General features: G+C 69.7%; 17 protein-coding genes, 2 tRNA genes and 2 pseudogenes. 13 read left to right on the top strand and 8 right to left on the bottom strand.

The annotated features are described in order from the left end of the window. Positions 1-5 precede the first annotated feature (5 nt). Positions 6-1,874 carry an ABC transporter substrate-binding protein gene (locus tag IPG68_00535; GenBank protein MBK6761848.1) on the bottom strand — a complete coding sequence of 623 codons (1,869 nt, stop codon included), beginning with the start codon at positions 1,872-1,874 and terminating at the stop codon, positions 6-8. 41 nt (positions 1,875-1,915) lie between these two features. Here IPG68_00535 and IPG68_00540 point away from each other — a divergent pair, with 41 nt between their 5' ends. Beyond that, positions 1,916-4,006 (top strand): S9 family peptidase, encoded by a 2,091-nt coding sequence (locus tag IPG68_00540; GenBank protein ID MBK6761849.1) that lies wholly within the window; start codon positions 1,916-1,918, stop codon positions 4,004-4,006. A gap of 179 nt (positions 4,007-4,185) precedes the next feature. On the opposite strand, the gene IPG68_00545 is transcribed toward IPG68_00540, so the two are convergent. Together IPG68_00545 and IPG68_00550 are read right to left on the bottom strand one after the other, a co-directional pair. Then, positions 4,186-4,890 (bottom strand): SDR family oxidoreductase, encoded by a 705-nt coding sequence (locus tag IPG68_00545; GenBank protein ID MBK6761850.1) that lies wholly within the window; start codon positions 4,888-4,890, stop codon positions 4,186-4,188. Beyond that, positions 4,887-6,972, bottom strand: a pseudogene (locus IPG68_00550) (hypothetical protein). The gene IPG68_00545 and the pseudogene IPG68_00550 overlap by 4 nt, the downstream one beginning before the upstream one ends. A gap of 86 nt (positions 6,973-7,058) precedes the next feature. On the opposite strand from IPG68_00550, the pseudogene IPG68_00555 reads away from it, so the two are divergent. The 5 genes and pseudogenes from IPG68_00555 to IPG68_00575 all read left to right on the top strand — a co-directional run bounded on the left by IPG68_00555 (position 7,059) and on the right by IPG68_00575 (position 12,218). Continuing rightward, positions 7,059-7,858, top strand: a pseudogene (locus IPG68_00555) (enoyl-CoA hydratase/isomerase family protein). Next, the gene (locus IPG68_00560) at positions 7,782-9,428 is read left to right on the top strand and encodes an AMP-binding protein (protein ID MBK6761851.1); all 1,647 of its coding nucleotides are present in this window, start codon (positions 7,782-7,784) and stop codon (positions 9,426-9,428) included. The pseudogene IPG68_00555 and the gene IPG68_00560 overlap by 77 nt, the downstream one beginning before the upstream one ends. Next, the gene (locus tag IPG68_00565) at positions 9,425-9,883 is read left to right on the top strand and encodes an acyl-CoA thioesterase (protein MBK6761852.1); all 459 of its coding nucleotides are present in this window, start codon (positions 9,425-9,427) and stop codon (positions 9,881-9,883) included. Before IPG68_00560 ends, IPG68_00565 begins: the two co-directional genes overlap by 4 nt. Beyond that, complete coding sequence (locus IPG68_00570) at positions 9,883-11,568, top strand: amidohydrolase (GenBank protein MBK6761853.1); 1,686 nt, start codon at positions 9,883-9,885, stop codon at positions 11,566-11,568. Before IPG68_00565 ends, IPG68_00570 begins: the two co-directional genes overlap by 1 nt. Continuing rightward, entirely contained in the window at positions 11,565-12,218 is a 654-nt protein-coding gene (locus IPG68_00575) for a GNAT family N-acetyltransferase (GenBank protein ID MBK6761854.1), read from the top strand. The genes IPG68_00570 and IPG68_00575 overlap by 4 nt, the downstream gene beginning before the upstream one ends. 945 nt (positions 12,219-13,163) lie before the next feature. On the opposite strand, the gene IPG68_00580 is transcribed toward IPG68_00575, so the two are convergent. From IPG68_00580 to IPG68_00595, 4 genes are read right to left on the bottom strand one after another with little or no spacing between them, the layout of a single operon-like run. Beyond that, positions 13,164-13,928, bottom strand: a complete 765-nt coding sequence (locus IPG68_00580) for a 3-oxoacyl-ACP reductase (GenBank protein MBK6761855.1) — start codon at positions 13,926-13,928, stop codon at positions 13,164-13,166. Between the two features lie 2 nt (positions 13,929-13,930). Beyond that, positions 13,931-15,295 (bottom strand): aldehyde dehydrogenase, encoded by a 1,365-nt coding sequence (locus IPG68_00585; GenBank protein MBK6761856.1) that lies wholly within the window; start codon positions 15,293-15,295, stop codon positions 13,931-13,933. Beyond that, positions 15,296-16,648, bottom strand: a complete 1,353-nt coding sequence (locus IPG68_00590) for a glutamine synthetase (protein ID MBK6761857.1) — start codon at positions 16,646-16,648, stop codon at positions 15,296-15,298. A 4-nt stretch (positions 16,649-16,652) separates the two neighbouring features. Next, a complete protein-coding gene (locus IPG68_00595; protein ID MBK6761858.1) occupies positions 16,653-16,892 on the bottom strand; it encodes an NIL domain-containing protein in 240 nt (79 codons plus the stop codon). Between the two features lie 87 nt (positions 16,893-16,979). Between IPG68_00595 and IPG68_00600 the strand changes: the two genes are divergently transcribed. The 7 genes from IPG68_00600 (at position 16,980) to IPG68_00630 (ending at position 23,404) form a co-directional block, all read left to right on the top strand. Next, complete coding sequence (locus IPG68_00600) at positions 16,980-18,008, top strand: 3-isopropylmalate dehydrogenase (GenBank protein ID MBK6761859.1); 1,029 nt, start codon at positions 16,980-16,982, stop codon at positions 18,006-18,008. Further along, on the top strand, positions 18,005-19,099 hold the full coding sequence (locus IPG68_00605; protein ID MBK6761860.1) for a branched-chain amino acid aminotransferase: 1,095 nt from the start codon (positions 18,005-18,007) through the stop codon (positions 19,097-19,099). The genes IPG68_00600 and IPG68_00605 overlap by 4 nt, the downstream gene beginning before the upstream one ends. A 212-nt stretch (positions 19,100-19,311) precedes the next feature. Further along, entirely contained in the window at positions 19,312-20,892 is a 1,581-nt protein-coding gene (locus IPG68_00610) for a citramalate synthase (protein MBK6761861.1), read from the top strand. 45 nt (positions 20,893-20,937) lie between these two features. Further along, positions 20,938-21,717, top strand: a complete 780-nt coding sequence (locus IPG68_00615; protein ID MBK6761862.1) for a fumarylacetoacetate hydrolase family protein — start codon at positions 20,938-20,940, stop codon at positions 21,715-21,717. After that, on the top strand, positions 21,714-23,168 hold the full coding sequence (locus tag IPG68_00620; protein MBK6761863.1) for a glutamate--tRNA ligase: 1,455 nt from the start codon (positions 21,714-21,716) through the stop codon (positions 23,166-23,168). Before IPG68_00615 ends, IPG68_00620 begins: the two co-directional genes overlap by 4 nt. 70 nt (positions 23,169-23,238) lie before the next feature. Continuing rightward, positions 23,239-23,310, top strand: a tRNA-Gln gene (locus tag IPG68_00625). 21 nt (positions 23,311-23,331) lie between these two features. After that, positions 23,332-23,404 (top strand) — tRNA-Glu (locus tag IPG68_00630). A gap of 101 nt (positions 23,405-23,505) precedes the next feature. On the opposite strand, the gene IPG68_00635 is transcribed toward IPG68_00630, so the two are convergent. Beyond that, positions 23,506-24,189: an IclR family transcriptional regulator gene (locus tag IPG68_00635; GenBank protein ID MBK6761864.1), complete on the bottom strand. Its 684-nt coding sequence runs from the start codon at positions 24,187-24,189 to the stop codon at positions 23,506-23,508. Positions 24,190-24,206 lie beyond the last annotated feature (17 nt).

Genomic DNA, 24,206 nt, shown 5'->3' on the forward strand with positions numbered 1-24,206 from the left:
TTCCACTACTCCACGTCGTCGTCGGAACGCCCCCGGCGGCCGATCAGCACGCCGCCGAGCACCAGCCCCACGGCGACCAGTACGCCGCCGACGATGAGCGCCGGGCTGATCCCTCCGCCGTCGGACGATGCGGTGTCACCTTCTTCAGCGGACACCGGCTCGATGCTCTCGTACGACCAGGTGCCGTACTGGAACAGCAGCACCCCGTCCGGCTCGGGCTGCGGAGTGAAGTTGGTCCAGCGGTCCGAGCGGTAGGCCGTCGGGTTGTCGTAGTAGACAGTCACGACGTAGGCGTTGCTGTCGTAGAGCAACTGCTGCATCTCCTTGACGATCTCGGCACGCTTGGCCGTGTCCGTCTCCAGTTTCTGCTCCTCATAGAGCTGGTCGTAGTCGGCGTCGCAGTAGAAGGAGTCGGACAGGCCGGCGAAGATCGTGCCGTCGTCCTCGGTTGACCGCTGGTCGCACGTGAAGGTCGACAGCTGGTAGTCCGGATCGGGTTCTACGACCCAGCCCCACTCGAACATGTCGAAGTTGCCGTTGCCCACCCTCTCGTACAGGGTGTCCTCGCTGACGATCCGCACCTTGATCTCGATGCCGATCTGGGCCAGCCAGTCCTTGACGTACTCGACCACCTTCTGCGACTCGCTGGACTCCTGCCGGCCGAGCAGACGCAGGGACATCCGCTCGCCGTCGGGGGAGACCCGCACCCCGTCGTCGCCGAGGGTGTAGCCGGCGGCTTCCAGGGTCGCTTTGGCCGCCTCGAGATCGAACGAGTTCTGATCGGCCGGCTCGAGGTGCAGGTTGGCGTACAGCGGCGGGATGACCGTCGTGCCGGGAGTCGCGAAGCCGCCGTACACCTTGTCGGCCAGCACCTGCCGGTCGATCGCCTGCGCGATCGCGAGTCGCACCTGCGGGTCGAGCACCAACTTGCTGCCGTCCCCGATAGGCGTGCCGTCGGTGAGGGCAGCGCCCATGTTGAAGGCGATCTGGTTGAACCCGGAGTACACACTCGGGACGGTGGTGATGCCCTCGTCGCCGGCCAAGGAGTTGAAGACGTTCGCGGAGAGGTCGTTGGCGTAGTCGACCTCGCCCTTGCGCAAGGCCTCGGCGATCGCGTCGGTGTTCTTGTAGACGCGGAACACGACCTCGTCGGCTGCGGGCTTGCCGCCGTAGTAGTCGGGGTTGGCCGCGAATCGCATGAACTCGCCCTTGCGCCGCTCGATCAGCACGAACGGGCCGCCGCCGACCACGGGCTCGCCGTCCTCGGGCTCGTTCTTGTAGGACTTGACCTGCTTGGCGTCGATGTTCTTCCAGATGTGCTCCGGGAGGATGTACACCGCCAGGTGGAGCATGATCGGCGAGGGCTTCTTGACGTACAGCACCAGCGTCGTGTCGTCCTCGGCGACGGCCTTGGTGATGTTCGACGTGTAGCCGCCGTAGTTGGTCTGCTCGTAGTCGCCGTTGATGACCCGGTTGAACGTGTAGGCCGCGTCGCGCGCGGTCAGCGGCTGGCCGTCGCTCCACTTCAGGCCGGGCCTGATCTTGTACGTCCAGTAGGTCTTGTCCGCGGACTCCTCCCAGGACTCCGCGAGACCGGGGACGGTGGAGAAGTCGGCCGCCGCATATTCCGTGAGGGTGGGGTACATCATCTGGTAGGCCTCGAAGGAAGCGGCCGCGATGCCCGTGAACGGGTTCGTCGAGTCGACGTCCTGGGTGATGCCGACCGTGAACACGGTCTTCTCCCCTGCGCTGGCCGGCGGCGGGACGGGGCTGTCCGACTCATCCGCGCTGGCCGGCAGCAGCGGGAGCGCGAGCAGCACCGCGATCGCGGCGGCGAACGCCGCGCGCGTGTTCCAACGTCGGCGTACCCTCATCTGTTTCCTCCCTGGGTGATCACTGGTGCTAGCGTCCGGCCATGCCATCCACGCCCCAGCCCCACGTGCGCCCCACCGAAGTCCGCTGGGGCGCCGGGAGTCGACTGGACGACTTCGGCTGGCTGGCCGGTGATGGGCCGGAGGTTCTCGAGGCGCTGCGCGACGAGCGTGCCTACTACGAGGAACGGGTCCATCAGCTGCGTCCGCTCCGGAATGAACTGGCCGGCGAGATGCGCGGCCTTCTCCCCGAAACTGACGTGTCGGTCAGTTTCATCCGTCGAGACTACACGTACCTGACGCAGTTCCGGGCCGGTTCGGACCTGCCCTGCCTGGCCCGACGGCCGCGGGCCGACGACGGCCCGGTCGAGGTCCTCGTCGACCTGGAGGCGGTTGCCCTGCACGAGGGCACCACGTACGCCGAGTTCGGCCTGATCGAGCCGGGACCGGGCGACCGCACACTGGCGTGGTCGGTCGACCTGACCGGGGGTGAGACGTACTCGTTGCGCTTCCGGGACCTCGCCACCGGCCACGACCTGCCGGATCAGGTACCGGGCACTTACTACACGGGTGCCTGGGATGCGGCCGGCACTCGATTCCTCTACGTCGTCCCCGATCACGCCATGCGCCCATGGCAGGTGCGCGAGCACATCCTGGGGACTCCCGCGGACTCCGATCGGCTCGTGTTGCAGGAGGATGATGAGTCGTTCGAGGTGACAGCGCGGGCGACGCGTTCCGGGGAGTGGATCGTCATCGAGTCGCGCAGCCGGGACACCAGCGAGTCGTGGTTGCTCCCGACCCGGGACACCACAGAAGCCCTGCGTTCGGTCGCCGGACGGCGCCGGGGGATCGAGTACACCGTCGACCACGCCCCGTGGGGTCAGTCCGACGAACTGCTGATAGTCACCAATGATGAGGCTCCGGAGTTCCGGGTCATGGCCGCAGCGACGGACACGCTCGGACCCTGGCGGGAGGTGGTGGCCCACGACCCAGCCGTCCGCGTTCTGGACGCGGACGCATTCGCTGGGCACGTCGTTCTGACATTGCGCCGGGACGGTCTGCCGGTGCTCCGGGTGGTCAGGCGGGACTGGTCGGCTCCGTACGACATCCTCCCCACAGACGAGGCGGCCACGGTCTGCCTGATCCGGGTGGACGACTTCGACCCGAGGGCCGTGACGATCCGCACCGAAGCCCGCACGGAGCCGGCCTCCTGGTGGGACGTGAACCTGGAGTCCGGCGACCGGCGCGAAGTGCACAGGACGGCTGCCCCCGGCCTTGAACCGGCGCGCTACGCCGCCTCGCGGGTGTGGGTCCCGGTCAGGGATGGCGCCTTGGTTCCGGTGACCTTGTGGCGGCGCCACGACGTCGCGCTCGACGGGAGCGCGCCCTGCCTGCTGTACGGCTATGGCGCCTACGAGTACGTCTTCGAGCCCGAGTTCGACGCGGCCCTTCCGCCGCTGCTGGAGCGCGGGGTCGTCTTCGCTCATGCGCACGTGCGCGGCGGCGGCGAGATGGGGCGGACCTGGTGGGAGCAGGGCAGACTCTTGCGCAAGCGCACCACCTTCGACGACTTCGTCGACGTCGCGGACGCTCTCGCTCACGACGGTGCCCTCGGCCTGGTGGACGGACGCCGCATTGCGAGCCGGGGGTTGTCCGCCGGGGGGCTGCTGCAGGGTGCGGTGTACTCGCAACGGCCGGACCGCTGGCGGGCGGTGGTCGCCGAGGTCCCCTTCGTCGATGTCGTGACCGCGATGTCGGACCCCTCCATCCCGTTGACGGTCAACGAGTGGGACGAGTGGGGAGACCCGCGCGACCCCGCATTCATGACCTACCTCGCCGGGTACTCGCCCTACGACAATCTGCCGCCGGCGGCCGGCCGACCGCCGCTGCTCGTGACCGGAGCACTGCACGACCCCCGTGTGCTGGTCCGCGAGCCGGCGAAATGGGTGAGTGCGCTACGGGCGACTGATCCAGACGAGGGCGCGGGCACGGACCCGGCCGATCCCACATCACCGGGCACGGTGCTGTTCCGGGTCGAAACCGCCGAGGGCTCCCACTCCGGGCCGGCCGGACGTTTCGGGCACCTGGAGTACGAGGCTGAGGTGGCGGCGTGGGTCCTCGCCGCGCTGTCCTGATGCGCGCATTCGCTGCCCAGTCCTTTGACGCGGCGAGGGTGGAGGTTGTGGACGATCTCCAACCTCGCTGCTGGCTGCAACGGTCCGACTCTGCTGGCGGCCGGGTGGAACCCCCACCTCGCTGATGGCTGCGACGCCGTAGACGAACTCGCAATGCCTGCCGGGTCGGCGCCCACCCCTTACTGCTCCGGCACCAGGACGATGCGTGCGCCGTTCTCGACGGCGGAGTCAGCCATGGCATTGGCCACCGCCGCGCCGACCGTGTTGGTGTCGGTGAAGGTCCGGAACGCCTTGCCGGGGTTGCGGGTCCTCATCTCGTCGTCTACGAGGGCGTTGACCACGAGGATCAGGGCCCGCGCCGAGGTGCCGTCGAAACTGGCGCCGAGCGCTCGCATCCACGTCTCGGCGGCCCCCTTGATGCTCGCGTAGGCGGCATTGCCCGCACTGGGCGCCAGCACCTGGGCGCTCGACAGCATGAAGTACCGCCCGGCGGGGGAGGCGATCAGAACCTCGCGGAAGGCCGCGCTCGTGACCCGGAGCGTGCCGAAGATTCCCGGCTCCAGCGCCGCGAACTGCTCTGCGGCTTTCCGGTCCACGGTCGTCGACCCCTGCCAGCCGCCGACAAGATGGACGACGGTGTCGATCCGCCCGTGTCGCTCGAGCAGGTCGTCCCGAAACGCCTCGACGGCGTCGTAGTCGAGGAGGTTCACGGTCCTGGCCTCGGCCGTCCCGCCGGCCGCGACCACGGCCTGTGCCGCACTCCCGGCCAGGGCTTCATCGCGGTCGACCATGACCACATGCGCACGACCGGCGAGCGCCATGGACACGCCGCGGCCGCCCATGCCCGCCCCCAGAACGATGGCCACGGGCAGTGATGTGCTCATCCACTCACTCCTGTGATCCCGCGCGTCGATTCGATGACGGGCGCCAGTTTCTTCCGCAGCGCCTCATAGAAGACGTTGAGGGGGAACTCGTCGGGCAGCACCTCGTCGACCGCGAGCCGGGGCTCGCTCGGGAGGGCCTGCGCTCCCTGCGCCCAGACGGATGCCGGATTCGGGGGGACGAGCCCGCTGACGAAGGTGTGCGCTGCCATCCAGTGCCCCATCCGGGAACGCTCGATGCCCTCGTTGTAGAGGGTCTCGATCTCGCCGCAGAGTTCGCAGACGGAGTCGTACACGCGGGGCCAGTCGAGGCTCAGCGTGTTGTCCGTCCACCGGAGAACACCATTGCGGTGCAGCCAGGCGAAAAGGATCTGGCCGCCCAACCCGTCGTAGTTGCGCACCCGCTCGCCGGTTGTCGGGAAGCGGAAGAGCCGGTCGAACAGGATCGCGATGCGCACGTGCCGGGCGAGCGTCGCGCCTCGGGACTCCAGAGCGGGGGTCTCCCGGAATGTGGTGAGATCGCAGCGCAGTTCCTCCAGGCCGTACATCCAGTACGGCATCCGCTGCTTGATCATGAAGGGGTCGAACGGCAGGTCCCCGTGACTGTGCGTACGGTCGCACGAGGTCCCACAGAATGAACGTCTCCTGTGCCAGCCGCTGGTCCTCCAGCAGTCGCTCCGCGTCCGGCGGTAGCGACAACGCCAACAGGTCGGCTGCCGCGGCCGAGACGCGCCGGAAGCGTGCGGACTCCCGGTCGCAGAAGATGCCGCCCCACGAGAAACGCGCTGTCTCGCGGGTTGCCACTGTCTCGGGGAAGAGCACTGCCGAGTGGGTGTCGTACCCCTTGGTGAAGCCCACGAACTCGATGGGGACGAACGCCGGGTTGTCGTAGTTGCCGGCCTCCAGTTCCGCGATCCAGTCGGGCCATACGGTCCGCGTGACCACGGCTTCGAAATTCCGGTTCAGGTTCCCGTTCTGCGTGTACATCGGAAACACGGTCAGGTGCTCGACGCCGTCGCGGCGTTCCTGCTCGGGGTGGAACAGCAGCAGCGAGTCGAGGAAGTCCGGTACGCCCAGTCCCGCATCGCGCCAGGCCAGCAGATCGGTGACCGTGGCTTCGAGCTGCGCTTGCTGGTGGGGGAACCGGGGACTCAGCGCGCTGACGGCCTCGGCGATCGCGGCCACCAGGCCAGCCGCACGGTCGCGATGCTCCGGGGCGACCGCTCCGTCTTTGGCCTGCAAGGGGCGCAACTGCTCGATCGCAGCAACCAGGACCTCCCAGTCCGGGTCCTCGACCGCGCCGGTCCCGCCAGTCACAGCGGGAGTTACCGAGGCGCGTCCGGTCCCGGCCCAGGTGACGAGGTTCAGCCACAGCCGGCGGTGCCCGAGGTCTTCGATGGAGTCGTCGCCGAAGAGATCCGAGTCGGCGGCGACGACGACCCGGCCGGCACCGCTGGGGACGGCGGCGATGAGCGGCTCACCCGGGAGGGTGGCCTGCGGGGAGGTCACCAGCACCGCGAACGCCTCGGGTGCCGTCAGCCGCAGCACGCCTGCCCGGTAGCAGCAGGCTGCGGAGACTTCGGCGAGCAGATCGCGGTCGGTGGGTGGTCCGGGCTGGCCGAGCACCCACGTGCTGACGTCCTTGAACCGGTTCACCGGATCCTGGACGGTCGTCGACACCACGTCGATCCCGAATCGTCCTGTGAGGTCGCCCAGGACGTTCCCGTACTTCTCCTGCTCCGTCTCCGCGAGCACGATCAGCCCGCCCCCGGCTGCGACGAAACCCTCGATAGCGGCCAGTTCATCGGGAGCGTGCGCGGGTGACCCGATCCCGGTGGTGGCCTCCCACGCGTCCTCTGAACAGTGCGGAATCACCAGCACGTCCACGTCGGCCAGCGCTGCTGGCGTCAATGCCCCGTCTTCGTGAGCGCGCACCTCGTAGCCTGCGCTCCGCAGGGACTCTGCAGCGACCACGTACCCCGCGTCGGCCGGAGCCCGCGGGTTCATCTGTGCGGCGAGATCCGGACGGGTCGTCCAGGCCTGCCGATGGGCTTCATCTACGAGTACGACACCCAGGCTGCGCATTCTGGCAGTGTCGCACCTGTCTGCTCTCGCTGGCCAACTCAGATGCCGCGCAGCGTGGCAGTTGGCGTACGTCCGCGAGGCGCAACATGACCGCAGTGACCACGGCGTCGGGCTACAGTCGTCCAGTGAGCGAGTGCGTCTCGTATTCGACCAACGGCCCAGTCGCTGTGGTGCACCTCGATCGGCCGAACCGCCTGAACGCGGTCGTGCCCGCGCTGGTCGACGGCATGCTGGGAGCGTTCGAGCGGGCCCGGGGCGAAGGAGTCGGGGTCATCATCCTGGCCGGCCGCGGGCGCGCGTTCTGCGCGGGCCACGACTTGAAGGAACCGGCGCCTGCCGAGGACGAGGCGGCGGCCCGGCTTCGGCTGCAGCGGATCCAGGACGTCACCCGCGCAATCCGGTCGTTCCCGGGCCCGGTCATCGCCGCCGTCCACGGTTATGCGCTCGGTGCCGGCGCCGAGTTCGCCCTGGGATGCGACCTCGTCGTGGCGGCCCAGGACGCCCGATTCGGGTTCCCCGAGGTGGGTGTCGGGCTCAGCGTGACCGGGGGATCTCCGCGCTGCTCCCACGCACCGTCGGCCCGATGCGGGCCAAGGAACTGCTGTTCCTGGGCGAGCACCTGTCGGCCGACGACGCCCACCGTCTCGGGCTGGTGAACCGGGTCGTCCCTACCGGGTCGCACGAGGAGGTCGCACACGATTTCGCGCAGCGGCTCGTCGCACAGCCCCCGGCCGCCCTGGCGCTGGCCAAGTCGCTGCTCGACCACGGGGTGGACTCGACCGAGTCGGGCGCGTTGCAGCGCGAGGTGGATGCCGCGATCGCCACCATGTCGACCGACGAGGCACAGTCCGCTGCAGAGGTCTTCCGGGGGAGAGCCGGTGGCTGATCGAGGGGGCGCGGCAGGTTCGGTCGCCGAGGCGAAGGATCTCGTTGCCGCCGTCGACCGTGCGGCTCGCCTCTGGCCCGACCGTCCTGCCTGGACGTTCGACCCGGGGGAGTCCCTGACCTTCGCGGACGTCGCCCGTCGATCGGCCGGCCTCGCCGCGGCGCTGGCCGACCAAAGGGTCGCCGTCGGCGACCGGGTCGCCGTGATGATGGCCAACCGGGCGGAGTTCCCGCTGACCTGGGTCGCCCTGGCCCGGCTCGGCGCGACGATGGTCCCCCTGAACCCGCAATACCGCGCCGACGACGCCGGCCACATCCTCGAACACTCCCGTGCGGCTTCCGTCGTTGCATCCGGTGACCTCACCGGATGCGTGCGCGAGGCGCTTGCCTGCGCCGATCTGGATGTGCCGGTCCTCGGGGTCGAACGGTTGCCGGGTGCGGGCCTTCCGCTGGGGAGCTCCCGAGCGCCCGCGCACCGGGTCGCCGCGGAGGACACCGTGAACATCCAGTACACCTCCGGCACGACCGGACGACCCAAGGGGTGCGTCCTGTCTCACCGCTACTGGATGGAACTCGGCGGCGGTCTGGTGGACGAGTTCCCCCACCTTGGTCCCGGCGACACCATGCTCACCGCGCAGGCGTTCTCGTACATCGACCCGCAGTGGAACGTGGTCGCAGCGATGCTGGCGGGGGCGCACCTGGTCGTCCTGGACGCCTTCCACCCCTCCACGTTCTGGTCCAAGGTGCGGGAGCACGCGGTGACGTACTTCTACTGCCTGGCTGCGATGCCCACCCTGCTGCTGAAGATGCCTCCCGACCCGCTCGACCGTTCGCACCGGGTCCGGGTCGTCCAGTGCTCGGCCATCCCGCCCGCGCGCCACGAGGAGTTGGAGAAGCGGTGGGGCGTGAAGTGGTACGAGGCGTTCGGAATGACCGAGACCGGAGCCGACCTGCGCGTGACAGACGCGGATCACGATCTTCTCGTGGGCAGCGGCTGTGTGGGGGCTGCGGCGCGGGCGCGGGAGGCCAGGATCGTGGACGCCCAGAACCTGCCGGTGCCCCGGGGTGAGGTCGGCGAACTGGTGTTGCGCGGACCGGGCCTGATGGACCGGTACGAGGCCGACCCGGACGCGACGGCGGCCGCCTTCCGCGGCGGCTGGTTCCACACCGGCGACCTCGGGCGGATGGACGAGGCGGGACGCGTGTATTTGGTGGGGCGTTTGAAGGACATGATCCGGCGCGCAGGGGAGAACGTGTCCGCCCGTGAGGTCGAGGAGGTCCTGCTCACCCACGACGCCGTCCGGCTGGCAGCCGTGGTGCCGGTCCCCGACGACCTGCGCGGCGAGGAGGTGAAGGCGTTCGTGTCCTTGGCGGGGGCCGACCGCCCGGAGCAGTTGCTCCTTGGTGAACTCGCAGAGCATTGCGGGCAGCGGCTGGCCCGCTTCAAGGTGCCGCGCTACTGGGAGGTGTGCGACGACCTGCCGGTCACGGCGTCGCACCGGGTCGCGAAGGCCCGCTTGGTCCCGGTCCCCGGCCGGACGTGGGACCGCGTGGATGGGGTGTGGAGATGACCGTGACCGGACCGGCCTGTTACCGGTACGACAGCCCGGTCTACTTCGATGAGTTGGACCCGCTGGGCGTCATGCACAACTCGCGCTTCGCGGTACACGTGGAACGGGCCCAGTCCGCCCTGTTCGAGGAGCTCGGCTACGGCTGGACCGACCTGTCCCAACGGCACGAGGACATCGGCTACGTGGTCCGCGCGATCGCCCTGGAGTTCACCGCGCCGGTGGCCTGCCCGGGTGTCATGACCGTCGAGGTGGTCGCCGTCCGGCTGGGGCGTACCAGTGCCACTTGGGGGTACCGCTGTGCAGTGCCCGCACCCGGGGGCGACGGCATCCCGGTGGCCCACGGGACCCGCGTGCTGGTCAAGGCCGACGACGCCGGACAGCCGATCCCATGGACCGATTCGTTCCAGGCTCTGTTCGGCTGGCTGGCCGCGGGAGCGCAGGGGCCGCGGCCGTGATCGCCGACCTCCTGCTCACCGACGCGACCGTCCTGACGATGGCACCCGAGGGCTCCGGGGTCGCACCTCGGGCCGGTGTCGTGGCGCTGCTCGGCGACCGGGTCGTGCACGTTGGCCCGGAGGATGCAGGGCTGACCGCGCGGCGCACGGTGTCCCTCGGCGGCCGGTGCGTCGTGCCCGGGTTCCACGACGCCCACCAGCACATGGCCTGGTTCGGTGCCAGCCTGGACGAGATCGATCTGTCCACCCCGCCGGTCCGCAACCTCGACGACGTTGCTGCCGCGGTCGCAGCCGCCAGCGCGATCACGCCGGCGGACCGGTGGATCGTCGGGAACGGCTACGACGAGAACAAGATCGCGGCCATCCTGATCGGGACCCTGTTGGAGCGGGCGGCGCCCGGGCGCCGAGTCCAGCTCACCCACACGTCCGGGCACATGAGCGTCGTGAGTGCGGCAGTTCTGGCGGACTTGGACATCTCCGAACGCGGCCGAGAGGTGCCGGGCGGGACGATCGTGCTGGACGGCTCCGGTCGACCCACGGGACTCCTTCAGGAGCAGGCCCAGAACCTGCTCGAGCCACTACGCCGCCCGGTCCTGGTCGACGACGTCGTCCATGCGCTGGCGCGGGCCAGCGAGGTCTATGTCCGTCAGGGCATCACCAGCGTGGTGGAGGCTGGCGTGGGCGGGGGCTGGATCGGTCGCACCCCGGTCGAGGCGCTGGCCTACCAGCGGGCCCGCGATGCCGGGCGCCTCGCCGTCCGCGTTGAGCTCATGGTGGCGTCCGACGTGCTTCACGCGCTCGGCGCAAGCGATGCGGACGCACTGGGTGAGGGCATCGACCTGGGTCTTCGCACCGGGTTCGGCGACGACCGCTTGCGGCTCGGACCGGTGAAGGTGTTCTCCGACGGGTCGCTGATCGGACACACCGCCGCCATGTGTACCGACTTCAGCGACACCCCCGGCGTCCGCGGCTACCTGCAGGATGACGCAGACTCACTTGTCGACACGATCGTGTCCGCCCACCGCTCCGGCTGGCGGGTCGCCACCCACGCCATCGGCGACGCCGCGATAGACCTCGTCCTCGACGCGTACGAACGCTGTGCGCGCGACCACCCGCGGACCGGCTGGGGTGGCCGTCCGGGAAACCCGGAGCCGCGGCACCGGATCGAGCACTTCGGAGTCGCCCGACCCGACCAGGTGGTCAGGGCGGCCCGCCTCGGCGTCGTGCCGGTGCCCCAGGGCCGTTTCGTCGGTGAGATCGGCGACGGTATGCGACGGGCGCTGGGACTGCAGCGCTCCGATTGGGCCTACCGCCACGCATCGCTGCTGGCGGCTGGACTGGTCGTACCGGGCAGCAGCGACCGGCCCGTCGTCGATGGCCGCCCCATGCTGGGGATCCACGACATGGTGAACCGGCGGACAGCGTCCGGGGACCTGCTCGGCGCGGGCGAGGTGGTCCCCGCCCACGACGCGCTGCGGGCCTACACCTACGGGTCGGCCTACGCCTCCTACGAAGAGGACCGCAAAGGGTGGATCGGTCCGGGAACGCTCGCCGACCTCGCGGTCCTGTCCGACGACCCCACGCGGGTGGACCCGGCTTCGCTGACGGACATCGAGGTACTGGCGACCGTGGTCGGCGGTGAGGTTGTGTGGGACGCCGGCCTGGGGATCGGAGGTCCGGCATGACGAAGCACCGGCTGGCGGCGTTCGCCGGGCTCGACACCGCCCACCAGGCGGCCGTGCGCCATGTCTACGAGTCGTCGTTCCCGCTCGCGCTGCGCGCACCGTGGGAGGAGATCACCGCCGGCCGCCCCGACGAGGAACTGCTCGTCCTCCTCGACGATGAGAGCAGTGAGGCGCCGCCTGTGGGACTCGCCCTGTTCCGCCACCTGGGCGGCACGTCGATGTCCTTCCTGCGCTACTTCGTGGTTGATGCGACGCGACGCGGCGCCGGACACGGATCGGCACTGTGGTCGGCTCTGGTGGACCACCTTCGCGGCTCCGGATGCTCCATGCTGCTGCTCGACGTGGAGGATCCCGACGGCCGGCCGCAGGATTCTGCGGAGCGGCGCGACGACCTGCGCCGCATCGACTTCTACCGGCGCCACGGTGTCCATCTGCTCGCGGTCCGCGATTACGCCCCGCCCGACCATGGGCAAGATGGTGAGGAGCCGCGCCTGCTGTTGATGGGCGCATCCCTGCCTCCTCTCCCGCTCAGGAGGGCACCCGCTGGGCCCGCCCTCCGCCACGCTGTGACGGCCGTGTACCGGGACCGGTACGGGCTCGACCCCGACCATCCCGTGGTGCGGGCCACCCTGCGGGCGTCCGGGCTGTAGTGCTCGGCCGCGACTGGCACCACGCAACATCCGCGCTTGCTGAAGGCGGGAGAGTTGCCGTCACCGGGGAGAGATCGAACCCGGTTGCATCGCTCCCGGGTGTCCGTTTCGCTCCCCGGTGGAGCTGGAGCCGTCCGGGGTGGACTGGAGCACCGCCGGTGGGGGGGGGGGGGGGGGGGGGGGGGGGGGGGGGGGGGGGGGGGGGGGGGGGGGGGGGGGGGGGGGGGGGGGGGGGGGGGGGGGGGGGGGGGGGGGGGGGGGGGGGGGGCGGGGGGGCGGGGGGGCGGGGGCGGGGTTCGGCGGGGTGGGGGAGGGGGGGGCGGGGCGGGGGGGGGGGCCCCGGGGGGGGCCGGTGGGGGGCGGGGGGGGGCCGGGGGGGGGGGGGGGGGCGGCGGGGCCGGGGCCCCCGGGGGGGGGGGGGGGGGGGGGGGGGGGGGGGGGGGGGGGGGGGGGGGGGGGGGGGGGGGGGGGGGGCGGGGGCCCCCGGGGGGAGGGGGGGGGGGGGGGGGGGGCGGGGGGCGGGGGGGGGGGGGGGGGGGGGGCGGGGGGGGGGGGGGGGGGGGGGGGCGGGGGGGGGGGGGCGGGGGGCCCCGGGCCGGGGGGGGGGGGGGGGGGGGGGGGGGGGGCGGCGGGGGGGGGGGGCGGGGGCCGGGGGCCCGAGAGCCGGCGCGGGGCTGGAGCACCGCCGCACCGTGATCCGCGCTAGCTGAAGGCGGGAGGGTTGCCGTCACCGGGGAGAGATCGAACCCGGTTGCATCGCTCCCCGGTGGGGGTTTCTCTCCCCGGTGGAGCTGGAGCCGCCCGGTGGAGCTGGACCACAGCCCCAGCATCCGCGCTAGCTGAAGGCGGGAGGGTTGCCGTCACCGGGGAGAGATCGAACCCGGTTGCATCGCTCCCCGGTGGAGCTGGAGCCGCCCGGTGGAGCTGGAGCCGGCGCGGCGGGCCTCACAGCGGGGTGACGTACGCCCCGGAGATGCCGCCATCGACGAGGAAGTTCGACGCAGTGATGAACGAGGCGTCGTCGGAGGCCAGGAAAGCGACGGCGGCGGCGATCTCGGACGCCTCCGCGAACCGGCCCAGGGGGATGTGGACCAGCCGCCGCGCGGCGCGTTCGGGATCCTTGGCGAACAGCTCCACGAGCAGCGGAGTGTTCACCGGGCCGGGCGACAGGGCGTTGACCCGGATCCCCTCGCGGGCGAACTGCACCCCGAGCTCGCGCGACATCGCCAGCACGCCGCCCTTGGAAGCGGTATAGGAAATCTGCGAGGTGGCCGCCCCCATCGTGGCCACGAAAGATGCGGTGTTGATGATCGATCCCTTGCCCTGCCGCTGCATGTAGGGGATGGCTTCCTTGCAGCACAAGTACACGCTGGTGAGGTTCACCTCCTGCACCCGCCGCCAGGCATCCAGTCCCGTCTCCAGGATCGAGTCGTCATCGGGGCGGGAGATCCCGGCGTTGTTGAACGCGATGTCCACGCTGCCGAACGTCCCGAACGCCTCCCGGAACACCGCGGCCACGTCGCCCGGGTCGGTCACGTCGCCGGTCACAGACAGGCCGTTGACCTCCGCGGCCACTGCCCCGGCTGCCTCCCCGTCGGTGTCGAAGCAGACCACCCGGGCGCCCTCCTCGGCGAACCGCAGTGCCGTGGCGCGCCCGATGCCGCTGCCTGCGCCGGTGATGACGGCCACCCTGTCGGCCAGTCGCAGCATGTCTACTCCTCGGTGTCGATGAAGACGTTCTTGGTCTCGGTGAACGCCTCGAGGGCATCCGGGCCGAGCTCGCGCCCGAGACCGGACCGCTTGAACCCGCCGAACGGCGTCCAGTAGCGCACCGACGAGTGCGAGTTGACCGAGAGGTTGCCGGCGTCGTGGGCCCGCGCAACGCGCAAGGCCCGCCCGAGGTCCCGAGTCCAGATGGAGCCCGACAGCCCGTACTCGGTGGCGTTCGCCAGCGTGATGGCGTCGGCCTCGTCGTCGAACGGGGTGACGGCCACCACCGGTCCGAAGATCTCCTCGGTGAAAGCGGCCGACCCGGGCGCGACCGGCGCGAGCACGGTCGGCGGGAACCAGAAGCCGGGGCCTTCGGGGGACGTACCGCGGAAGGCCACCGGCGCATCGTCAGGCACGTAGGCTGCCACCGATGCGCGGTGGCCTGCGGAGATCAGCGGTCCCATCTCCGCGCTGTCGCGGGTTGGGTCTTCGACCCGCACCCCCTGCACAGCCGGTTCCAGCAACTCCATGAACCGGTCGAACACGCTGCGCTGCACCAGGATCCGGGAGCGGGCGCAGCAGTCCTGGCCGGCGTTGTCGAACACGCCGTACGGCGCGGTGGCGGCGGCCTTGTCCAGGTCGGCGTCGGCGAAGACGATGTTGGCGCTCTTCCCCCCGAGTTCCAACGTCACCCGCTTCACCTGCGGGGCGCACTTGGCCATGAGGGCGGTGCCCACTTCGGTGGAACCGGTGAACACGATCTTGCGCACTGCCGGATGCGTGACGAGGCGTTCGCCAACCACTGAACCGGGGCCAGTCACCACGCTGAAGACGCCCGGCGGGATCCCCGCCTCCAGTGCCAACTGCGCGAGGCGCAGGGCCGTGAGTGGGGTCATTTCGGCCGGTTTGAGAACGACGGTGTTGCCCGCTGCCAGCGCGGGGGCGAAACCCCACCCGGCGATCGGCATCGGGAAGTTCCAGGGCACAATCACGCCGACGACGCCCAGTGGCTCCTGGAAGGTCAGGTCGACACCGCCGGGCACCGGGATCTGCTTGCCGTGCAATCGCTCGGGCGCCGCTGCGTAGTAGTGCAGGACATCGCGGACGTTGCCGGCCTCCCAGCGGGCGTTGGCGATGGTGTGGCCGGAGTTGTGGACCTCGATAGCGGCCAGTTCCTCCACCTGGGCGTCCACCAGGACGGCGAACCGCCGCAGCAGACGGCCCCGATCACCGGGGGCGACCGCCCGCCACGCCGGGAAGGCCGCCTGGGCGCCGGAGATGATCTCGTCGACGGCCTCCACGGTCATGCGGGGGACGTCCGCGACGACCTCTTCGGTGGCGGGGTTGATGACGGCGAATGTCTGCATCTAGAGCCTTTCGAAACCGCGGTAGCGCTCCCAGTCCGTCACAGCCTCACCGAAGGCCTGCAGTTCGATGCGGGCCATGTTCGCGTAGTGCTGCTGGACCTCCTCGCCGAACGTGGCGGCCACCCACGGCGAGGACTCCCACAGGTGCAGGGCGGTGGTCAGGTTGTCCGGCAGGCGATCGGTCTGCACCTGGTAGGCGTTCCCACTCAGCGCCGGCTCGAGTTCGAGGCCCTGCTGGATCCCGTCGAGACCGGCCGCGACCATTGCCGCCACCGCGAGATAGGGGTTCACATCACCGCCCGGGGCGCGGTTCTCCAGTCGTAGCGACGGTCCGTGCCCCACCAGCCGGAGCGCGCACGTCCGGTTGTCCCGGCCCCACCTGATGGCGGTGGGGGCGAACGATCCGGGCACGAAGCGCTTGTACGAATTGATGTTCGGCGCGAAGAGCAGCGAGACCTCGCGCATGTGGGCCAGTTGCCCGGCGATGAACGCCCGGCCCAGCGCGGACAGGCCGTCGGGATCGGTGTCGTCAGCCAGGACCATCTCGTCCTGGTGTCCGCGCAGTGAAAGGTGGATGTGGCAGGAGTTGCCCTCACGGTGGTCGTACTTCGCCATGAACGTGATCGCCGTGCCCTCCTGCGCCGCGATCTCCTTGGCTCCGGTCTTGTAGACCACGTGGTCGTCGCAGGCGGTCAGTGCGTCGGCGTAACGGAAGACGATCTCGTGCTGACCGTGGTTGCACTCGCCCTTGACACTCTCGACGTACATCCCCGCGCCGGCCATGGCCAGGCGAATGCGGCGCAGCAGCGGTTCGATCCGCGAGGTGCCCTGGATCGAGTAGTCCACGTTGTACTGGTTGGCCGGGCTCAGGTCCCGATACCCCTGACGCCAGGCCTGCTCGTAGGAGTCACTGAAGACGATGAACTCGAGTTCTGTGCCCGCGAAGGCCTGCAGTCCGGCGTCTGCGAGCCGGGCGAGCTGCGCCTTGAGCACCTGCCGCGGGCTGGCATCGACGCCGCGACCGTCCTCCCACAGGACATCGGCCTGCACCATCGCCGTGGCCGGGTGCCAGGGGATACGCCGCAGTGTCCCGAAGTCCGGCTGCATGACGAAGTCGCCGTAGCCGCTGTGCCAGGAAGCCATCTGGTAGCCGTCGACGGTGTTCATGTCCACGTCCACGGCCAGCAGGTAACTGCACCCCTCAGTTCCGTGATGCGCGACCTGTTCGAGGAAGAAGGGTCCGTGCAGCCGCTTGCCCTGCAGCCGGCCTTGCATGTCGGTCATTGCGACGATGACCGTCTCGATGTGACCGGCGTCGATCTCCTGGCGTAGCACCGGCAAGTCGAAGGTCATCTGTTCAGCCCTCGACGATGTCGCCCTCGGCGCGCTCGACCCCGATGCCCTGGCCGGCCAGATACTGCTTGGCCCGGCGGATGCTCTCAGCGTCACCGTCGAGTTCCACGACCATCCACCCGAGGTGGTTCTCGATCGCCGCGCGGCGGATGTTGGGGATGACGTCGAAGTCGGTCACGATCCGGTAGATCACCGGCTCGGTGGCCCGGGTCTCGGGGAAGGTCAGCAGGAGGTGTTCGGCCATGGTGGCAGCCTACGCGCCGGCAGGTGTCTCGTGCGGTGCTGTCCGCCCGTGGGTTCGCGTGCCCGAGGTCCCCTTTAGCCTTTACCCATGGCATATCGGATCGCGACCATCCCCGGCGACGGGATCGGCTCAGAGGTGGTGGAACAGGCGCTGCGGGTGCTTGCAGCCACGGGTGTCGCCATCGAGACCACCGAGTTCGATCTCGGAGCGGCCCGGTACAACGCCACAGGCGAGGTCCTGCCCGATGCTGAGCTCGAGTCGATCCGCTCCTACGACGCCATCCTGCTCGGTGCAGTGGGTGACCCCAGCGTTCCGCCCGGTGTCCTCGAGCGCGGGCTGCTGCTGAGACTACGGTTCGGGCTCGACCACCACGTCAACCTGCGCCCGGTGAAGCTCTACCCCGGTGTGCGCACCCCGCTGGCGGGCAAGGGCCCTGAACACATCGACATGGTCGTGTGCCGCGAGGGCACGGAAGGACCGTATGTCGGGGCCGGCGGGGCCATGCGGGTGGGGACGCCGCACGAGATCGCGGTCGAAGAGAGCCTCAACACCCGCTTCGGCGTGGAGCGCATCGTGCGCGACGCGTTCCAGCGGGCCTCCCGCCGCCGGGGCAAGGTCACGCTCGTGCACAAGACCAACGTCCTGACCAACGCCGGCTCGCTGTGGCAGCGGACGTTCGAAGAGGTGGCTGAGAAGTACCCGGACATCGAGACCGACTACTGCCACGTCGACGCCGCGAGCATGTTCTTCTTGACCTCGCCCGAGCGCTTCGACGTCGTGGTGACCGACAACCTGTTCGGCGACATCCTCACCGACATCGGTGCGGCCATCGCCGGCGGCATCGGGCTGTCTGCCAGCGGAAACCTCGATGTGACGCGCCGCAATCCGAGTATGTTCGAGCCTGTACACGGTTCGGCGCCGGACATCGCCGGGCAGGGTAAGGCCGATCCCACGGCCACCGTGCTCAGTGTGTCCATGATGCTGGACCACCTCGGTGAACAGGAGGCTGCGATGGCGGTTGAGAAGGCGGTGACCGAAGACCTGGCGACGCGTGGCGACGCCGTACGCAGCACCTCGCAGATCGGCGACGACCTCGTGGGACGGGTGACGGGATGACCGACTTCGCCATCGAACTGTCCCCGACGCCGCGCAACGACCAGCAGCGGCAGGCGATCCTCGCCGACCCCGGCTTCGGCCGACACTTCACCGACCACATGGTGAGCATCCGTTTCGACCGCGGGCGCGGGTGGTACGAGCCCAGCGTGGTCCCCTACGGGCCCATCTCCTTGGACCCGGCGACGAACTTCATCCACTACGGGCAGTCGATCTTCGAGGGGATGAAGGCCTACCGCCACGCCGACGGGCACATCCGCACGTTCCGGCCGCTGAAGAACGCGCACCGTTTCCGGGCCTCTGCCCGGCGACTGGCGATGCCGGAGATTCCCGCGGAGATGTTCATCCAATCCCTGGTCGAACTCGCGCGCATTGATGGCGCCTGGGTGCCGTCGGACCCCGAGAAGTCGCTGTACCTGCGGCCTTTCATGTTCTCCACCGAGGTGGGGCTGGGGGTGAAGCCGGCGGATGAGTATCAGTACCTGCTCATCGCCTCGCCGGCTGGGGCCTACTTCCCGCGCGGTGTGGCGCCGGTGTCGGTGTGGCTCACCCCGGACTACGTTCGCGCAGCGGTGGGTGGAACCGGGGAGGCGAAGTGCGCAGGCAACTACGCCGCGTCCTTGATCGCCCAGGCCGAGGCGAGCCTGCACGGCTGTGACCAGGTGGTGTGGCTGGACGCCAAGGAGCACGAGTGGGTCGAGGAGATGGGCGGGATGAACCTGTTCTTCGTCTTCGGCACCGGCGATTCCGCGCGACTGGTGACGCCGCCGCTGACGGGGTCGCTACTCCCCGGGGTGACCCGCGACTCGATCCTCATCATGGCCCAGCAGGATCTCGGCATCTCAGTGTCCGAGGAGCCCGTGAGCGTCACCCAGTGGAAGGCCGGGTGCGAATCCGGTGAGATCTCCGAGGTCTTCGCCTGCGGCACGGCGGCCGTGATCACGCCGGTCGGGGAGGTCAAGAGTCGCATCGGTGCCTGGGCGGTGTCCGATGGCGGGGCAGGCCCGATCACGATGCGCTTGCGCAACGCCCTGCTCAGCCTGCAGTCGGGGCAGAGCCCGGACACTCACGCCTGGATGTACGAACTGGCGTGACGGGCGGGTGGATCCCTCGCCCAGCGCCGCGGCCGGTCGGCACCCATGCCAGGCGACCCTCGCGCCCTGGGCGACCCTCGCATGCCGCCGATGTGCCACACTGGCCCCATGCGTTCCGCGCTGATTATCGACAGGCGCATCGGCTGACACCGTCACCGATGCGCTGACCCTCGTGCCCTCGGGCCCGGGGGTTTTTCGTTGGAAGGATTGACATGGACCAGCAGTTCCAGTTGTTCGACACCACGCTGCGCGACGGGGCGCAGCGCGAAGGCATCTCCTTCTCGGTGGAGGACAAACTGGCCATCTGTCGCCTGCTCGACGAGTACGGCGTGGGTTTCATCGAAGGGGGCTGGCCCGGTGCCATGCCCAAAGACACCGAGTTCTTCGCCCGGGCCGCCGATGAACTGAAACTGCGCAACGCCACCCTGGTCGCGTTCGGGGCCACCCGAAAAGCCGGTGTGGACGTGGCCGAGGACCCGCAGGTGGCGGCTCTGCTGGACAGTGGGGCGCCGGTGATCACGCTGGTCGCCAAGTCCGACATCCGGCATGTCCGGGAGGCGCTGCGGACGACCCCCGAGGAGAACCTCGCCATGGTCACCGACACAGTCCGGTACTTGTTGGCCCAGGGCCGCCGGGTCTTCGTCGACTGTGAGCACTTCTTCGACGGGTACAAACACGACGCCGACTACGCGGTCTCCGTGGCGCGCGCCGCGCTGGACGCCGGGGCCGAGGCGGCGGTGATGTGTGACACGAACGGCGGCATGCTGCCCACAGGCCTCTCCCGGATCGTCACGGACGTGCACTCCAAGGTGAGCGGCCGGCTCGGCATCCACTGTCAGGACGACACCGGATGCGCGATCGCGAACACCGTGGCAGCAGTCGAGGCCGGGGCCACTCATGCCCAGTGCACGGCCAACGGGTACGGAGAGCGCACCGGCAACGCCGACCTGTTCGTCGTGGCCGCGAACCTGGAACTCAAACTCGGACTGCAGGTACTGCCGGAAGGCCACCTGCGCGAATCCGTGCGGATCTCGCACGCCATCGCGGAGATCGCCAACATCGCCCCGGACACTCATCAGCCGTACGTCGGCGTCAGCTCCTTCGCGCACAAGGCCGGGCTTCACGCCAGCGCACTGAAGGTCAACTACGACCTGTACAACCACGAGGACGCGTCCGTGGTGGGAAACGACATGCGGGTGCTGGTCACGGAGATGGCCGGGCGGGCGTCGGTGGAGTTGAAGGGCAAGGAACTCGGGTACGACCTCTCGGAGGACCCGGCGCTGCTCGCGCGCGTGGTCGATCGGGTCAAGGAGCTCGAGGCTCGCGGGTGGACGTTCGAAGCCGCGGACGCCTCCTTCGAACTGCTCATCGTCGATGAGCGCGAGCACGGCCGCACCCGTCCTTTCACCGTGGAGTCGTGGCGCACCATCGTGGAGCAGCGCATCGACGGCGAGGTCGTCAGCGAGGCGACGGTGAAGGTGGTCGCCGACGATCAGCGGATGGTCGCGGTGGGGGAGGGCAACGGTCCGGTGAACGCGCTGGACAATGCCCTGCGCTCGGCGCTCACCGAGCTCTACCCCGAGCTGGCGGCCCTGCACCTCGTGGACTACAAAGTCCGCATCCTCGAGGGGGTCAGAGGCACCGGCGCGGTCACGCGCACGCTGGTCGGGACCACCGATGGTACGCGGCGGTGGGACACCGTCGGGGTGCACGAGAACGTCATCGCCGCGTCGTGGATGGCGCTCGAGGACGCGTTCGGCTACGGCCTGCTGGGAGTCGAGCGGGGGGACTGACGTCCGGCGGCCACCGGCCCGCGACTGCGCAAGTAGGCTCGTCCCGTGAGGATTGCGCGCTACCGGCACGACGGGGATGTCAGTTACGGGATCGTGGACGGGGAGATCGTCCGGCAGATCGCGGGGACTCCGTTCCCGACGGTGGCCGGCATCGAGGTCACCGGTGCCGAGGTCCACATCGACGACGTGGATCTGCTCGCGCCGGTGCTGCCGACCAAGATCATCGCCGTGGCGAAGAACTACGTCGACCACGCCGCCGAGATGGGCGGGGACGTGCCGTCCGAACCGATGATCTTCCTCAAGCCCTCGACCGCTGTCATCGGCCCCGAGGCCGTCATCGCCTTGCCGGAGCAGTCCCAGCGGGTCGAGCACGAGGCCGAACTCGCAGTGGTCATCGGCCGGCTGTGCAAAGACGTTCCCGAGGACCGGGTGAACGACGTGGTCCTCGGCTACACGTGCGCCAATGACGTGACCGCCCGCGACCTGCAAGCCACGGATGGCCAGTGGGGCCGGGCCAAGGGGTTCGACACCTTCTGCCCGCTCGGGCCATGGATCAGCACGGATGTCGACCCCACCGACCTGGCGATCGAGTGCGAGGTCAACGATCAGATCCGGCAGGACGGAACGACCGCCGACATGGTCCGCGGTGTGCCCGAACTCGTCGCGTGGATCAGCCGGATCATGACGCTGGTGCCCGGCGATGTGATCCTCACCGGTACCCCGGCCGGCGTCGGGCCGTTGCGCACCGGCGACATGGTGACGGTCACGATCGAGGGCATCGGCACCCTCGACAACATGGTCAGCGACTCAGGAGTCTTCGCATGAACGACGTACGTGTCCGCTTCTGCCCCTCGCCCACCGGGAACCCACATGTGGGGATGGTGCGGACCGCGTTGTTCAACTGGGCGTTCGCGCGTCGTCACGGCGGCACGTTCGTGTTCCGCATCGAGGACACCGACTCGGCGCGGGACTCCGAGGAGAGCTTCCAGGCGCTGCTCGACACCTTGCGCTGGCTGCACCTCGACTGGGACGAGGGCCCCGGGGTGGGTGGGCCGTACGGACCGTACCGGCAGTCCCAGCGCCTCGACTCCTACACCCGTGCCGCCGAGCAGTTGCTCGACGAGGGCAAGGCATACCGCTGCTATTGCACCCCGGAGGAACTCGAAGCACAGCGCGAACTGGCGCGGGCCGAAGGGCGGCCTCCGGGGTACGAGGGCACGTGCCGCAACCTCACGGCCGAGCAGATCGCCGCCTACGACGCGCAGGGCCGCACTTCGGTGATCCGGGTGCGGATGCCCGACCACGACTGGCACTGGCACGATCTGGTGCGCGGCGACATCACGGTCCACGACGAGCACGTGCCCGACTTCGTGATCGTGCGGGCCAACGGCGAGCCGCTGTACACCCTGGTCAACCCGGTGGACGACATCGCGATGCGGATCACACACGTCCTGCGTGGGGAGGACCTGTTGTCCAGCACGCCCCGGCAGTTGGCGATGTACGAGCACCTCGGCGCTCCGGTGCCCGAGTTCGGCCACCTCCCGTACGTGATGGGGGAGGGCAACAAGAAGCTCAGCAAGCGCGACCCGCAATCGGCCTTCAACACCTACGTGCGCGACGGCTACCTGCCAGAGGCGATGGCGAACTACCTGGCGCTGCTCGGCTGGTCCATCGGCGAGGACCGGGAGTTCTTCTCCCTGCAGGAGATGGCCGAGCACTTCGACATCACCCGCGTCAATGCCAGCCCTGCCCGATTCGACGTGAAGAAGTGCACCGCTATCAACGGGGACTGGATCCGCCACCTGCAGACCGAGGACCTCGCCGAGCGGATGATCCCGTTCCTGCAGCGTGACGGGGTGCTGGGAGCAGAGATCAGCGACGAGCATCGGGCGCTGCTGACGGCGGCCACGCCCTTGGTCCAGGAACGCATGGAGACCCTGGCGCAGGCCACGGGGATGCTCGGCTTCTTGTTCGCCGGCGACGGCTTCCAGGTCGACCCCGACGACGCCCAGAAGGTGCTGACCGAGCAGGGCATCGACGTGGTGGCGGCGGCCGCCCGGGCGGTGGCCGACCTCCCGGAGTTCTCCGCCGACCCGATCCAGCAGGCGCTGCGAACGGTTCTGGTGGACGAGATGGGGATCAAACCCAAGCTCGCTTTCGGGCCGGTCCGGGTGGCCATCACGGGGCGCCGGGTCTCTCCGCCGCTGTTCGAGTCGATGGAGTTACTCGGTCGCGAGGAGAGCCTGCGGCGCCTGCGCGCGGCCCTGTCCGGCTAGCCGGACCGCCTTTCTGTGCCGTCGCCGGCCTAGGTATGCTGGAACAGTTGTCCTTCGCGGACGGCACCCTTGGGGTATGGGGTAATTGGCAGCCCGACTGGTTCTGGTCCAGTTAGTCTAGGTTCGAGTCCTGGTACCCCAGCGAGAACAGTGCTTCTCATCCGGCCCCGTTGTGTAGCGGCCTAGCACGCCGCCCTCTCAAGGCGGTAGCGCGGGTTCGAATCCCGTCGGGGCTACGTCGAAGGCCCCCACCCTCGTGGTGGGGGCCTTTCGTATTTCGGGCCGGGGACTCAGGCTGCCCACATCCGTTGGTGATGCGTACGGTCCGGTCCTCACCTCAGGCCCCGAGATCGTGACCTACCTGGTCTGCGGCGTCGACGACGTGGCCTGCGAACCGGCGGCCGGGCCTGCGGCTCAGGCGGTCGATAGGTCCTGAGATGCTGACCGCCGCCACCACCCGGTCGCCGGACCACACCGGGGCCGAGACGCTGGCGACGCCCGGCTCGCGCTCGCCGACACTCTCCGCCCAACCGCGTCTGCGCACCGAGGCGAGGCTCTCCCGGGGGAAACCGGACTCCGACTGCGACCAGGCCGTCAGCACCTGCGCCGCGGAGCCGGCGGCCATGGTGAGCAGGGCGCCCTCAGGGACTGTGTCCCGCAGGCCGGTGGCCGGTTCCACGCTGGCCACGCACAATCGCGCCGCACCCTGCCGCCGGTAGATCTGCGCACTTTCGCCGGTGAGGTCACGCAACCGCCGCAGCGCCGGCAGGGCCACGGTCCGCAGCCGATCGCCGCCCCCAGCGGCGTGCAACTCCGCGATGCGGGGACCGATGGTGTATCTGCCGGCGCCGTCCTTGGTCAGGAGGCGCAGGTCCACCAGTGAGGTGGCCAGCCGGTGGCAGGTGGCTCGGGGTTGTCCTGTGAGTGCCGCGAGGCCGGCTAGATCTTGTGGCCCCACTTCCAGGGCGTCCAGGATCGCCCCGGCCTTGACCAATGTTCCCACCGTGTTAGAGTTGTCCACGAAGTGATACTACGATC

This window comes from Micrococcales bacterium, assembly GCA_016703125.1.
Lineage (GTDB): Bacteria > Actinomycetota > Actinomycetes > S36-B12 > UBA10799 > JADKAV01.

Bases quoted from the DNA above. Each gene is read 5' to 3' on its own strand.
- IPG68_00605 (MBK6761860.1), top strand. From the start codon at position 18,005: ATGACCGACTTCGCCATCGAACTGTCCCCGACGCCGCGCAACGACCAG.
- IPG68_00540 (MBK6761849.1), top strand. From the start codon at position 1,916: ATGCCATCCACGCCCCAGCCCCACGTGCGCCCCACCGAAGTCCGCTGG.
- IPG68_00610 (MBK6761861.1), top strand. From the start codon at position 19,312: ATGGACCAGCAGTTCCAGTTGTTCGACACCACGCTGCGCGACGGGGCG.
- IPG68_00535 (MBK6761848.1), bottom strand. From the start codon at position 1,874: ATGAGGGTACGCCGACGTTGGAACACGCGCGCGGCGTTCGCCGCCGCG.
- IPG68_00575 (MBK6761854.1), top strand. From the start codon at position 11,565: ATGACGAAGCACCGGCTGGCGGCGTTCGCCGGGCTCGACACCGCCCAC.
- IPG68_00585 (MBK6761856.1), bottom strand. From the start codon at position 15,295: ATGCAGACATTCGCCGTCATCAACCCCGCCACCGAAGAGGTCGTCGCG.
- IPG68_00565 (MBK6761852.1), top strand. From the start codon at position 9,425: ATGACCGTGACCGGACCGGCCTGTTACCGGTACGACAGCCCGGTCTAC.
- IPG68_00560 (MBK6761851.1), top strand. From the start codon at position 7,782: ATGCCGCGATCGCCACCATGTCGACCGACGAGGCACAGTCCGCTGCAG.
- IPG68_00600 (MBK6761859.1), top strand. From the start codon at position 16,980: ATGGCATATCGGATCGCGACCATCCCCGGCGACGGGATCGGCTCAGAG.
- IPG68_00590 (MBK6761857.1), bottom strand. From the start codon at position 16,648: ATGACCTTCGACTTGCCGGTGCTACGCCAGGAGATCGACGCCGGTCAC.
- IPG68_00620 (MBK6761863.1), top strand. From the start codon at position 21,714: ATGAACGACGTACGTGTCCGCTTCTGCCCCTCGCCCACCGGGAACCCA.
- IPG68_00545 (MBK6761850.1), bottom strand. From the start codon at position 4,890: ATGAGCACATCACTGCCCGTGGCCATCGTTCTGGGGGCGGGCATGGGC.
- IPG68_00595 (MBK6761858.1), bottom strand. From the start codon at position 16,892: ATGGCCGAACACCTCCTGCTGACCTTCCCCGAGACCCGGGCCACCGAG.
- IPG68_00580 (MBK6761855.1), bottom strand. From the start codon at position 13,928: ATGCTGCGACTGGCCGACAGGGTGGCCGTCATCACCGGCGCAGGCAGC.